Origin of the sequence: Methylocapsa sp. S129 (genome assembly GCF_009765995.1) — a bacterium.
Lineage (GTDB): Bacteria > Pseudomonadota > Alphaproteobacteria > Rhizobiales > Beijerinckiaceae > Roseiarcus.
The window spans coordinates 234088-247728 of record NZ_LMUI01000011.1 but is presented as its reverse complement, the minus strand read 5'-3'; the positions used below and the strand labels follow the sequence as shown (position 1 = coordinate 247728).

General features: G+C 65.2%; 8 protein-coding genes. 7 read left to right on the top strand and 1 reads right to left on the bottom strand.

Annotated features, from left to right (window positions below):
• Positions 1–111 precede the first annotated feature (111 nt).
• From GSQ90_RS03630 to GSQ90_RS03600, 7 genes are all read left to right on the top strand, one after another.
• Entirely contained in the window at positions 112–729 is a 618-nt protein-coding gene (locus tag GSQ90_RS03630) for a helix-turn-helix domain-containing protein (protein WP_158813406.1), read from the top strand.
• Positions 726–1943, top strand: a complete 1218-nt coding sequence (locus GSQ90_RS03625) for an MFS transporter (RefSeq protein WP_158813404.1) — start codon at positions 726–728, stop codon at positions 1941–1943. The genes GSQ90_RS03630 and GSQ90_RS03625 overlap by 4 nt, the downstream gene beginning before the upstream one ends.
• Positions 1944–2056: 113 nt before the next feature.
• Complete coding sequence (locus GSQ90_RS03620) at positions 2057–2824, top strand: DUF2259 domain-containing protein (protein ID WP_158813402.1); 768 nt, start codon at positions 2057–2059, stop codon at positions 2822–2824.
• A 591-nt stretch (positions 2825–3415) separates the two neighbouring features.
• Positions 3416–4549 carry an MlaE family lipid ABC transporter permease subunit gene (locus GSQ90_RS03615; protein WP_158813400.1) on the top strand — a complete coding sequence of 378 codons (1134 nt, stop codon included), beginning with the start codon at positions 3416–3418 and terminating at the stop codon, positions 4547–4549.
• 28 nt (positions 4550–4577) lie between these two features.
• Complete coding sequence (locus tag GSQ90_RS03610; RefSeq protein WP_174247437.1) at positions 4578–5420, top strand: ABC transporter ATP-binding protein; 843 nt, start codon at positions 4578–4580, stop codon at positions 5418–5420.
• Between the two features lie 87 nt (positions 5421–5507).
• Entirely contained in the window at positions 5508–7067 is a 1560-nt protein-coding gene (locus tag GSQ90_RS03605; protein ID WP_158813398.1) for an MCE family protein, read from the top strand.
• Positions 7067–7654, top strand: coding sequence for an ABC-type transport auxiliary lipoprotein family protein (locus GSQ90_RS03600; protein ID WP_158813396.1), 588 nt, complete (start codon positions 7067–7069; stop codon positions 7652–7654). The genes GSQ90_RS03605 and GSQ90_RS03600 overlap by 1 nt, the downstream gene beginning before the upstream one ends.
• A 36-nt stretch (positions 7655–7690) precedes the next feature.
• Here the strand turns inward: GSQ90_RS03600 and GSQ90_RS03595 are convergent, their stop codons facing one another.
• Positions 7691–13471 (bottom strand): hypothetical protein, encoded by a 5781-nt coding sequence (locus GSQ90_RS03595; RefSeq protein ID WP_158813394.1) that lies wholly within the window; start codon positions 13469–13471, stop codon positions 7691–7693.
• Between the last annotated feature and the right edge of the window lie 170 nt (positions 13472–13641).

Genomic DNA, 13641 nt, shown 5'->3' with positions numbered 1-13641 from the left:
CAAAGCCGCGGTCTTTCTCAGACAGGTCTGCGCGACCCCCCTCCCTAACCCTCCCCCACAAGGGGGGAGGGAATTCTCCGCCCGCCTTCAGCCCTCTTGTCGCAGGTCGCCATGGGCGTTGAAGGCAAGGACAAGGCCAAGGTGCTGGAGGCGGGGGCGGCGGCGCTTTCGGGCCAACTCGGGCGCACGGTGCAGCGGCTGCGCAAGAGCTACAGCCTTTCGCTGTCCGAGCTTTCGACACAATCGGGCGTCGCCAAATCGATCATCTCGCAGATCGAGCGCAACGAGACGAACCCGACGCTGACGACGATCTGGCGCCTCGCGCATGCGCTCGACGTGTCGATCGAATCCGTCCTGCAGGGCGCCGAGGAGGGGCCGTTCATCGAGCGCTCCAGCCGCGGCGACACGCCCATTCTGGTTTCCGACGACGGATTGTGCCGGCTCGCGGTGATCGGCTGGATCAAGACCGTCGACTGGCTGCAATGGTACGATTTCCGGGCCGAGCCCGGCGGCTTGCTAGAATCGGAGGCGCATCAGCGCGGCTCGATCGAATGCCTGTCGGTGATCGAGGGCGATCTCGAAATCGAGGTCGGCGGCGTCACGCAGACGGCGCGGGCAGGGGAGACTTTGCGCTACCGCTGCGATCTGCCGCATCGTATTCGCAACGCTTCGACAAAATCCGCCCATGCGACGATGGTTTGTATTCTTCGCGCGGCGGTGATGGATTGATCGCTTCCTCGCCGCTTTCCAGCCGCGCCATCGCGTTCAGGCTGGCGCTGCTCTACGCCATGACGTTCCTGACGTACGGCGTGCAAATACCGTTTCTGCCGGTCTGGCTCGGCGCCCGCGGCCTTGACGATCAGAATATCGCCTTCGTCCTGGCGGCGCCGCTGTTCCTGCGCGTCGTCTCGACGCCGCTGTTTGCGCGGTGGGCCGACAAGCGGGGCGATTTTGTCGGCGTGCTCGCCTTGTCGCTCATTGTGATGACAGCGCTTTGCGTCGCGATGATTTTCATCTCGGGCTTCGCCGCGATCTTTGTCGCGGTCACTTTGTTCTCCTGCGCGCAGGGCGTTGCTATGCCGCTGAACGACGCTTTGACCTTCGCCGTGCTGCGCGCGCAAAATCAATGGCGCGCCCTGACGGGCGCGAATAACGCCGCCGCGCCGCGCCCGCTCGAATATGGCCGCATCCGCAAATGGGGTTCGGCCGCTTTCATCCTCGGCAATATCGTCGCGGGCGTCTTCCTGAGCCTGACTTCGGTTTCGGCCATTCCCTACGGCCTTGCGGCCTTCGCTCTGTTGTCCGTCGGCGCCGCCTATTACGCCGCGCCTCTGGGCGTTTTGGCGCATGCGCCGGCGCCGCTCGAATCCGGGCGGTCGGGCGCGCGCGGGCCCGGCCTGTTGATCCCCGTCATCGCGGCGGCGGCGCTGATTCAGGCCAGCCATTCCCTGGTCAACACCTTCGGATCGCTGCATTGGGCGCGCGAGGGTTATTCCAGCGTTTTCATCGGCGCCGCCTGGGCGCTTGGCGTCGTTTGCGAGACAGCCTTTTTTGCCTTTGTCGGACGCTGGGTCGCGGGCCCCGACCGCGCCGCCGGCCTGCTCGCGCTCGGCGGCGTCACCGCAGTCTTGCGCTGGCTCATCATGGCGAGCGATCCCGGCGGCGTTCTGCTCGCCTTGGCGCAGGCGGGGCATGGCTTCAGCTTCGCAGCGACCCATACCGGCTCGATGTTCCTGATTTTCGAACTCGCGCCCAATGCGATGCGCGCCCGCGCCCAGGGCTGGCTGACCGCCGCCATCGCCGGGGTCAGCGGGATCGTGGTGACATTGAGCGGGCCGCTCTATGCGGGCTTTGGCGAGATCGCCTATCTCGCCATGGCGGGGCTCGCCGCCGTCGGCGTCGCGCTGGCGGTGTTTGTCGAGGCGCGGCGGCGGATGGGGTGAGGCGGGAGGCGACGGCGATCGGTTGCGCGGGTTGGTTGACGATCGGGACGCGACGGCGCGACACTAAGCCCCTGCTTTTTAAAACTCTGACACACACTGGAGGCCGCTGCCCGATGATTCAACGGACGCTTTTCATTTTGTCCATTCTTGGCCCACTCCTCGCGGTTTTTGCCGGCGCCGCGCAGGCCGGCGACGCCGCTGCGCGCCGCATCATCGGTTTCTCACCTGACGGCGCCCATTTCGCCTTCGAACAATATGGCGTGCTTGACGGCAAGGATACGCAATCAGGCTGGTCGGAGATCGCAATCATCGATACGCAGACCGATGAGATCGTCGACGGCAAGCCCATCCTGGTTGTCGGCGAGGGAAAGGGCGAGCCCTCGCTGCGGCAGGCGCGCGCGCAAGCCGCTTCAAAGGCGGCGCCGCTGCTGGCCAAATATTCCGTGCGATGGCCGGGCAAACGAACGGACGCCGACCGGTTCACCCTTCCCGACACGATGATCGCGGCCAAGGACATCGGGGCGGTCGAAACCGCTTCCGAGCGACTGCTCAACCATTTCCAGGTCGAACAGATTCTCGCCGATAGCGCCAAGGATTGTGCGGCGAGTCTGGATAGCGCGCCGCCCGGCGACAGGAAGGGTAAGGCGCTCGGCTTCCGTCTGACGCTCGAAACGCCGGATGGCGCGCCCCTGAAGGTTCTCCATGAGGATAAGTCGGTCCCTGAAGCGCGCGATTGCCCGACCTCCTACAGCCTGTCGGAAGCCTATGAATTCCGGCCCCAGGGCAAACCGGCGGTTGCCGCCGTGCTCGTGCAGCGCTTCAGCCAGGGCCATGAGGGCCGGGACCGACGTTTCATCGCCGTCACCGGGCAGATGCCGTAGAGCGATCGGCTCTTGGCGCGCGATCCGCATTCTCATCGAAGTCGGGGCGTTATTGCCGCGCATCGGACAACCGCAGTCGGCCGCCGGCGGCAAAGCCGATTCGTGCCGGTTTCGTGCTGCTTGCGGTCCGCGGTTCCCGGCATGGGACGCGGCCCGGGTGCCCGCTGGAACTTTGCGTCAACGACGCCGCGGCGTTTCGCTCTTGGCCGCGATCAAGCCCCTCGCTTTTTGCCGGCGATGGGCCGCGAATCGCGGCAAAGCTGATTCGTGCCGGTTTCGTGCTTCTTGCGGTCCGCGGTTCCCGGCACGGGACGCGGCTGAGGCGCGGCGTGGAACTTTGCATCAACGACGTCGGGCGTTTCGCTCTCGGCCGCGATCAGGCCCCTCGCTTTTGCGCGACATTTGGCCGCGAATCGGAGCAAAGTCGATTCGTGCCGGTTTCGTCCCCATTGTGGCCCATAATTCCCACTACGGGAGGCCGTGTCGGCTTTGCCGCTAACGAAGCGTCAAGGCGGCGTCAAAGCCGTTAACCTCGACAGCCGCGATGCATCGCGATAAGAGCCATAGCCTTCTGAAAGCTTTGAGCGCCCAATGTCTTCTGCGCCTTCGACCAAGAGCGAAAAGACCGGCGAGGGGGTGCGCCTGTCGCTGGCCGGCGACTGGACGGTCTATGCCGGACAATTGGCGGAAACGCAGGCCGACAGCCTCGTTCCGGCCGCCGATGGCGCAACAAGCGCGACGATCGACCTTGGCGGGGTCGAGCAGCTCGATACGGCGGGCGCCTGGCTCATCGACCGCTCGCGCGCGCAATTGGTTGAGGCCGGGATCAAGGTCGATTATGCGCGCGCTCAGCCCGAGTACAAGATTCTTCTGGAAGAGGCCCATTATCGCGATTTCAAAGCGCCTCCGCGCCCGCATGTCGCGCCGCTCATCCTGTTGCTCAGCGACATCGGCGAAAGCGTCTATACCGCCGGGTCGGATCTCATCGACGGCCTGGGCTTCCTAGGCCAACTCGTCACCACCATCGTCTGGCTGGCTGTCCGTCCCTCGCGCTGGCGCGTGACTTCGATGGTCTTTCACCTGGAGGCGTTCGGGTTTCGCAGCGTTCCGATCATCGTCCTTATCAATTTTCTGGTCGGCGCGATTGTCGCGCAGCAGGGCATCTTTCAATTGCAGCGTTTTGGCGCGGCCCCCTTTGCGGTCAATCTGATCGGCATTCTCGTGCTGCGTGAACTCGGCGTGCTGCTGACCTCGATCATGATCGCGGGCCGGTCGGGATCGGCGATCACCGCCGAAATCGGCTCGATGAAGATGCGCGAGGAGATCGACGCGCTCAAGGTGATGGCGCTCGATCCGATCGAGGTGCTGATCGTGCCGCGCGTCGCCGCGCTGCTCGTCGCTATGCCGTTGCTGACCTTTCTGGCCGATCTGGCGGCGCTGCTCGGCGGCCTTTGCGTATCATGGGCCTATGGCGGCATCAGCCCGGAGGTCTATCTCGAACGTCTGCAGGGCGCGATCGATTTCAGCATTTTCATGATAGGCATCACCAAGGCGCCGTTCATGGCGCTGGTGATTGGGCTGATCGCGTCGGTCGAGGGATTCGAGGTGCAAGGTTCGGCCGAGTCGCTCGGACGCCACGTGACTAATTCCGTCGTCAAATCGATCTTCATGGTCATTGTCGTCGACGGGCTGTTCGCCATGTTTTTCGCGACAATCCGAAGTTGAGGGCGTTCGATTTGATCGCGGTCAGACGATGACGGAGGCGCCGACGCCGACCCATTGGGCCGCCCCGGGAGAGGCGAAGCGCGAGGCGATTCTGCGCGTGCGCGGCCTGAAGGTCGGCTTTGGCGAAAAGCTGGTGATGAACGGCCTCGATCTTGACGTCTATCGCGGCGAGGTGCTGGGCTTTGTCGGCGCTTCGGGGGCCGGCAAGTCGGTTCTGACCCGCACCATCCTTGGCCTGATCCCCAAGCGCGCGGGCACGATCGAAGTCTATGGACAATATCTCGACACGATGACGCATGCCGAGCGCGACCTGATCGAACAACGCTGGGGCGTGCTGTTTCAACAAGGCGCGCTATTCTCCAACCTGACCGTCAAACAGAACGTGCAGGCGCCGATGCGCGAGCATCTGGGCATATCCAAGCGCCTTCGCGATGAACTGGCGATGTTGAAAATCGCGCTGGTCGGCCTTCCGCCCGACGCGGCGACGAAATATCCCTCGGAATTGTCGGGCGGCATGGTCAAGCGCGCGGCGCTCGCCAGAGCCCTGGCGCTCGATCCCGACATTCTTTTCCTCGACGAGCCGACTTCCGGCCTTGATCCGATCGGGGCCGGGGAGTTCGACGATCTCATCGCGACCTTGCAGAAAACTCTGGATCTCACGGTCTTTATGGTGACGCATGATCTCGACAGTCTTTATGCGATCTGCGATCGCGTCGCCGCCCTTGGCCAAGGACGGGTCATCGCCGTTGGTCCGATCGAGGATTTGCTGAAGTCAGATGATCCTTGGCTTAAAGCGTATTTTCATGGGAAGAGAGGCGACGGACGCAAATTGAGCCGGCTTGGCCCCAATGCGCCCGCGGCGCCTCAATGAAGCCTCGCCTGACCGTTAGCTCGCGGAACCATTCGATGCGTGGAGCGGTTCGGTCATATTCCTTGATTGGCATGGATTAAAGACGGTATGGAGACGAAGGCGAATTATGTCCTGATCGGCGCTTTCACCTTGGCGGTGATTGCGGGCGGCTTCCTGTTCGTGCTCTGGTTTTCGGGCGCCTCCAAGACCGCCGAGCACAAGACCTACAAGATCGTCTTCACCGGCTCGGTTTCCGGCCTTTCGCGCGGCAGCACCGTGTTGTTCAACGGCCTGAACGTCGGCGCGGTCAGCTCGATCGACTTTCTGGAGAAGGACCCGAGCAAGGTCGCCGCGCTGATTGAAGTCGCCGGGCGCACGCCCGTCAAGACGGACACCAAAGCGCGTCTCGAATCGCAGGGCCTGACCGGCGTCGCGGCGATCGCGCTGACCGGCGGCGCCGAGGAGGCGCCCGCGTTGGAGCCCGGCAAGGACGGCGCGCCGCCGATCATCAACGCCGATCGCTCGGACTTCCAGAACCTGCTCGAAAACGTTCAGCGTCTTTCGGCCAAAGCCGATGGCGTGCTGGAGAAGGCCGACAAACTGCTGGCCGACAATAGTCCCGCGATTACTGATACGCTGAAGAATGTGGACACCTTTTCGAAGGCGCTGGCCGACAATTCCTCGGGCGTGAACGCGGCCCTTGCGGGCGTCGCCGACCTTGGCCAGAAGATCGGCCCGCTCGCGATCAAACTGCAGGGCTTGTCGGACGACGTCGACAAGCTGGTCAAGGCGGTCGACACGGACAAGGTGCGCAACGTCGTCGGCAATGTCGAAACCTTTACCAGCACGCTGGCGAACAATCAGGATCATCTCAACAGTCTGATGTCGGATTCGGCCTCTCTGGCCAAAAAGCTTAACGCCACCGCCGACCAGCTTGACGGCGCGCTGGGCGATATCCGCAATCTGGCCAAATCGATCGACACCGCCAAGGTCGCCAATATCGTCGACCATGTCGAAAGTCTGGTCGCATCGGTGGACGCCAGCCAGGTCCACGACATCGTCGCCAATGTCGACGCCTTTTCGCAGACGATCAAACGCAACCAGGACAATATCGACGGCTTGCTGTCGAACGCCGCCATTGTGGCGAAGAACCTGACCGGCACGTCCGAGAAGCTCAATACGGCGTTGACCGATTTCAGTAATCTGGCCAAGGCCGTGGATAGCCAGAAGATCGGCGCCATTGTCGACAATGTCGGCAAGTTCACGCAAACGCTCGACGACAACCGGGGCAATGTCGACCGCACGCTCAAGGACGCCTCGGAGATTGCCGCCAAGCTTGACAATTCCGCCGACCGGCTCGACGGGCTGATGGCCAGCATCCAGAATTTCATCGGCTCGCCCGAAACCAAGGGAGCGTTGGCGGAAGTCGGCGACGCCGCGCGCTCGGTTCGCCAGTTCGCTGACGATCTCAACCAGCGCACGAAAGAGCTCGCGGTCGGCCTTACGCATTTTACCGGTTCGGGCCTTCGCGAATATGAGTCGCTTGCCGTCGACGCGCGACGCACGATTGGCGATCTCGACCGCGTCATCCGCTCGTTCGAGCGCAATCCCAATCAGTTGATTTTTGGCTCCAAGCCGGCTTTGCCGGAATATCATGGCGGACAATAATGGCGATGCCTCGCGCCCGCGCACTGAGAATGGGTCTGGCTCTATCGGCCGCGCTGCTGGCCGCCGCGTGCGGCGGTTCCGCGCCGGAGACCTTCGACCTGTCGGCGGCCGCCGTTCCGGCCGCCCATAAATTGCGCGCGCAGATCGCGATACGCGAACCTCTGGCTTCACAGGATCTCGACAGTCAACGGATTCTGGTGCGCACCGGCCCCGAGGCGGTCGCCTATCTCGCGGGCGCGCAATGGTCGGACCGGCTGCCCGCCCTCGTGCAGACCCGTTTGGTGCAGACCTTTCAGAACGCGCAACTCGTCCAGTCGGTCGCGCGCGCGGGCTCCGGCTTCACCCCCGATTACAGCCTTGAACTGGATATCCGGGCTTTCGAACTCGACGCCAAAGGCGCCCAGGCGGACGTCGACATTGCGGCCAAGATCGTGGATGACCGCGGCGGGCGCATCGTCGCGGCGCGCATATTCAAGATGCAGGTTCCCGCGGGCGGGACAGATGGCGCGCAAGCTTCTGTCGCCCTGAACGCCGCTCTGTCGACGGTGATGGCGCAGATCGTCGCCTTCACCGCCGCGCAAATCTAGACCGCGGCCCCGCGGGGGGCGCGGCGCGTTTCCTGCTTATCCGCCCATGCGCCCCGACGCATGAGCGAGCATCGTATAAACCTTGCCGGTGTCCGACAGCAGATAGGCGCGCGCCTGGGAGCCGTCGCGGTCGTTCTGGCCGACCTTGGCGAGCAGGCGCTCAAACTCCTGCGTGTAACGCTCGACCGTGTCGCGGAATTGTGGGTCGGTGCGGCAGCGCCTGCGGATTTCGTCGAAGGTCTGCTGCCCCTGCGCGGTGTAGAGGCGACGCGAGAACGCGTTATTGTCGCCGCGCCGCCAGCGATCCCACATTTCGGCCGCCGCATCCGCGTCGATCAGACTGGCGATGCTGATGGCGATGGCGTCAAGCGCGTCGGCGGCCGGGCGAATGGGCTCGGCGGCGCCGGGCGCCGGCTGCTCGTCCCGCGAGGCGCGCGACAAGAGATCCGACAGCCAGCCCGCTTGCGCGCGCTGCGCGGCGGTCGAGGGCGCCGCGGCCGCGGACGGCGTCTGCGGCTGGCTCCTGGCCGCGCGCGGCGCCTCCAACGGGCTCAATTGCGATATCGGGCGCAGAAGGTCAGCGGGGCCTGGCAATTCGATCACGCGAGGCGGATCGATCGAACGAGGCGCCTCGATGCGGGCGGGCAAGGGCGCCTGCGTCGCCGCCGGCGTCGGACCCGGAGCAGGGGGCGGCGGCGGCGCTGGCGCGGTCGCTTCGGAAACATCGAAGCCGGCGCTGGAATTCGACACGATGCCGGCCAATTCGTTCAGCGCCTTGATCTGGTCGCTGATGACGCGGCGCATGGCGCCGGCCTGCTCGCTCGCCTCCTTCGGCAATTCCAGGACGCCGCGGCGCAATTCCTGTCGGGTGGCGTCGAGTTCGCGCTGGATTTCGCCGGCCATGGCGCGGACTTCGGCGGCCGATTGCTTGAAGCGCTCGGTCGTCTGACCCATGATTCCAGCGAGTTGCGCATTAGCCTGATCGTAAGCGGCCTGCAGCGCGGCGGCGGTGCGTTCGCGCTCCTTGTCGGCATTGTCGCGGATCAGTTCGAACTGGCTGCTGACCGTCGCGGCCGCGCCGTTGGTCGTCATCATCAGCGCCGCGTTGATCTCCTTGGCGCGCGTCTGCGCCTTGCTGAAGGAGTCCTCGACCGTCGAGGCGAAGGAGCGCATCAGTCCTTCGAAGTCTTCGCTCTTGCGCGCGATCTCGCCCATGAGCGCGTTGAGGGTTTCGCTGCGCCGATCAAGCGCCGCATCGACCGAGCCCTGGGTCGAGGCGAGATCGTGCGCGGCTCCCGCGAGCGAATTGGTATGCTCGGCGAGGCGCTCGACCAGGGCGCTCGCTTCAGCCTGCGTCGTCGAGGACGCCCGGTTGAGCCCCGCGACCTGCGAAGAAATCAGACCCAGCGCGCGCTGGAATTCGCCAATCCTCTCGGAGAGGCCGCCCTGGATCGCATCGAGATCGGAGCCGGCCGAGCCGACGATCCGCTCCAGGGTCGTCGAAGTGTCGCCGAGCCGATCAAGCACTTGGCTCAGCTCGTTGCGCAGCCGCTCGCCCGTGCCGTTCAGCGCGTTGACGGAAGCGCCGGCGCTGCGCTCCAGAGCCTCGCGCAGGAGGGCGCCAGATTCTTCGACTTCAATGCGCAAGCGGTCTCTCAGACTCTCAACCGCATCTGTCGAACTGGTGGTTGCTTCCTGCGCGGCGACACGCAACGCCGCGGCGGTCGCCACGACTTCGTTGCGCAGGCCGTCTCTCAGCGCCGCCACCGCGTCTGTCGAACCGGTCGCCGCTTCCTGCGCGGCGACGCGCAGCGCCGCGGCGGTTGTTTCGACTTCGGCGCTGAGCTGGCCGGTCAGCGCGCCCAACGAGCGCACGGAACCGGCGGCGCCAGCGCTGATGGCGGCGAGCAGATCTTCGCTGCGCCGCGTCATCAAGCCCATCAGGCTCGTCGTCTGCTTGTCGAAAGCCTGCGCCGCGTTGTCGCCGACGCCGGCGATCTTCTCTGAAATCTCGTCGCCGCGCGCGCCAAGCTGCGCCACGAATTCCGCGCCTTTTCCGTCAATGAGCGCGCGGATTTCGTCGATGCGGCCCGACAGGGCCTGATTGAAGTGGCCGCCGCTGTTCTCGATCGACTGGCGAAGGGTGGCGCCGCTCTTGTCCAGATTGTTGGAAAACACATCGAGCGGAACAAGGATCTGCTGCTGCAGGCGGGCGACGCCCTCGCTCAGGGTGCTGGTCATTTCGCTGAGGTTGCCGCCGAGCGTGCCGTTGATTTCGCGCGCCAGGCTGGACAGGGCGTCGGTGAGCGCCAAAGCGCGCGCGCGCAACGTCTCGTCGATTTCGGTCGATTTGGCGTCGAGTCCGCTGGCGATTTCGCGGCCGCCATCGCTCATCGCCTTCGCGACTTCGACGGTGCGCTTGGCGAGCGCCTCGTTCAGAGCCCGCCCGCGGGTCTCCAGACCCGTATCGATGCGCTCGAGGAGTTGCTCCAGAGACGAGGCGACGGCTTGAAGTTTGACGCTCGCGCGATCGTCGATCGTGCGCAGATTCGTTTCGAACAGCGCCGCAGTTTCTGAGTTGCGCTGGGCGAGCCGCGCGTCAAGCTCGGGACCTTTGGCGACGATCGTGTTTTCGATCGACGAGAGCATGCCGTCGAGCTGAGCGGCCAGAATGGTGGATTTGGCGTCGATGCGCGCGACAACTTCATTGGCGCGCTGTCCGATCGTCGCTTCGAAGCCGTTCAACCCCTCGTCCATCGAACGTTCGACGCGCTGCGAATGCGTGGACAAGGCGACGTCGACGGCGGCGTGATGGGCGACCGAAGCGGTCTCGAATTCGGCCAGGCGCGCGCTCGTGGTCTTTTCGAAACGCTCGTTATGTTCAGCAAGACGGTTGTCGATTTCGGCATGGCGGCTCGCCATGATGCCGTCGATCGAGCCGACCTGTTCGTCGATATGGGAGCCCAGCCGCTCGGCATAGGCGCCGATCCGCTCGACGACGCTTTCGCCGCCTTCGCCGACAAGGCGCTCGAACGTTTCGAGCTGCGCCCCGAGCTGGCCGGTTTGGCCGTTAAGCGTCGAAACGAGGGCGCCGCCGCGTGTGGCGAGCGTCTCTTCAAATGTGCTGAGCCGCGACGCCAGCGTGTCGTTGATGCTGTCGCTATGAATCGCGATCGCGGCGACAGCCTCGCCAGCGATGGTCGCAAATCTTTCGTTCAGTTGCGCGGCTTGGTCGCTCATCTGCGCGACCGAATCGGTCGCCGTCGCGCTCAGGCGTTCGTGCATGGCCGCGCCGTGCTCCGCGATCGAATCGATCGTGCGTTGCGAGGTCTCGTCGAACCGGGCGGCAAGGTCGGCCGAATGATTTTCGAGCTGGCTGCGGACCTGATTGTGATGGGCCTCGAACTGATCGGACAAAGCCACGGTCGTCGACTCGAACAGATTGCGCGTCTCGCTGGTTCGCTGGGCCAATTGCGAAGCCATGCGGTCGTGCGAAGCGGCGAGACTCTCGTCGAGCGCGCGCCCGTGGACGACCACGGTCTCGTGCATGCGGTCGCTGGTTTGCTGAAGACGCGAGACGAGGCTATCGCCATGCGTCAGGACGGTCTCATGCAAACGGGCGCCGCTCGCGTCGATGCGGTCGGCGAGGCCATCGGTGCGCGATGCGAACTCGCCCGCCAGCGCGTCGACGCTCTGGGCGAGGCGTCCCAGAACGCTGTCGCCCTGCGTGAGGATCGCCTCGGAAGCGCGCGCGCCGCTGGCGTCCAGAAGACTGACGAGCGCATCGCCCCGCGCTCCAAACTCGTTCGCCATGGCTTCGCTGGCCTGCGCGAGCCGCGCAACAATGCCTTCGCCATGTGTGAGGATCGCTCCCGAAGCGCGCGTCCCGCTGGCGTCCAGAATGTTGACGAGCGCGTCATTGCGCGCTCCGAATTCGTTCGCCACGGCGTCGCTGGTCTGGGCGAGCCGCGCAATGGTTCCTTCGCCATGGGTGAGGATCGCCTCGGACGCACGCGCGCCGCTGGCGTCCAGGAGATTGACGAGCGCTTCGCTGCGCGCGCCGAACGCGTTCGCTACTTCGTCGGCGGCCTGTGTGAGCCGCGCAATGGTTCCTTCGCCATGGGTGAGGATCGCCTCGGAGGCGCGCGCGCTGCTCGCGTCCAGGAGACTGACGAGCGCTTCGTTGCGCGCGCTGAACACGTTCGCCACTTCGTCGGTGGCTTGCGTGAGCCGCGCAACGGTTCCTTCGCCATGAGTGAGGATCGCCTCGGACGCGCGCGCGCTGCTGGCGTCCAGGAGACTGACGAGCGCTTCGTTGTGCGATCCGAACACGTTCGCCACTTCGTCGGTGGCCTGCGTGAGCCGCGCAATGATTCCTTCACCGTGCGTGAGGATCGCTTCGGACGCGCGCGCGCTGCTGGCGTCCATGAGATTGACGAGCGCGTCGTTGCGCGATCCAAATTCGTTGGCCACGGCGTCGCTCGTCTGCGCGAGCCGCGCAATGACCCCTTCGCCATGCGACAGAATCGTGTCGGAAGCGCGCGCGCCCGTCTGATCGATGCGGTTGACGAGGTCTTCGCCGCGCGCGCCAAAATCGGCGGCGAACGCTTCGCCGCTGATCTTGAGGCGCTCGTCGATCTGGGCGATGCGGTCGAGCAGCGCATGGGCGCTGTCGTCGCTCGCCTGGGCCAGGCGCTGCGTCACGTCCGAACCGAGGGCGTCCAGCGCCTCGCGCATCTGCGCGCCTTGCTCGGCGATGCGCCCGACCGTCTCGGCGCCGGCGCGGTCAAGCGTCGTCGCAATGTCTTCCGAGGTCGCGCCGAGCGAGGACACGACTTTTCGGCCCGCGTTGGCGAGGCGCTCGTTCAAGCGGTCGGAAATGGCGTCGAGGTCGGCGGCGACCCCCTGGTGCGCTCCGGCTATCGCCGCGCGGACGCGTCCGCCATTGGCGACGATCGCCTCGCGCTGGTCGGCCATTTCGGCGATCAGCGACCGGATGCGCCGCTCGTTGTCCGAATAGGAGCGCTCCATCGTCGACACTTCGGAGCGAACGAGGGTTTCGAGTTCCGAGGCGCGCGCCAGCGCCCTCTCGATGCCGTCGCCCATCGAGGCGACTTCGCGGCGTATCGCCTGCGACAGCGTCACCACCTGGTCGGTCGCCAGCGTCTCGGGCTCGGCCAGCCGCATCGCGACCTGGGTCATCGAGCGGGCCGAGGCGCGCAATTCCTGCGCGCGCCGCGCCAATACCGCCAGCGCGAACAGGAACAAAGCCGGGCCGATCGCGGAAAGGCCCGCCAGGCCAATTTCCGGCCGCAGCCAGAAATCGCGCGCAGCAAGGGCGCTCCAATCCCCGGCGTAGTGGGTGACGAAATAGACGCCGCACAAGGTCAGCCAGACCAACGACGCGACAAGGGCGAGGACGAAGGGGACGCGGCTCGGCGGGCGCGTCTGCATCGCCTGCAGGATCTGCCCGACCGAGGGGCGGTCGTCGTTCGCCGGAGAGCCGGCCGGCGCCAGGATCGGTTTGACTTCGGTCGCTTCGGCGGCGCCCGATTGCGCCGCGGGCTTCAGCGTCGGCGCCGGCTGGACCGGAGTGCGCGTGGGCGCCAATTTTTCGGCGACAGGGGACGGCGAAGACTGGTTTTGCTCGAACGCGGGGCTGAGCAGGGGCTTGCCCAGCGTCGCCTGCGGCGCGCTTTGAGACGCGCGCGCAGGCTCTACCGCCGCTTCCTCATGTTCATGTGACAGGTTTAAGGCGTCCTCGATCGCCGACATCGCAGCCGCGAGCGGATCCTGAGCCTTAGTCTGTTGTACCATTGCGTCCGCCTCACCATATTGAACTCAACGTCGACAGACCGCTTACCGCGACGCCGACAATAGGCCGGTCCCCTCCTGGGCCTCTGAGGGGTTCGCGCCAACGAATTAACCAACCTCATCCTACAGGTCGCGGGGCGAGATTGAAACATATGAGGATTCTCATCCTCAAA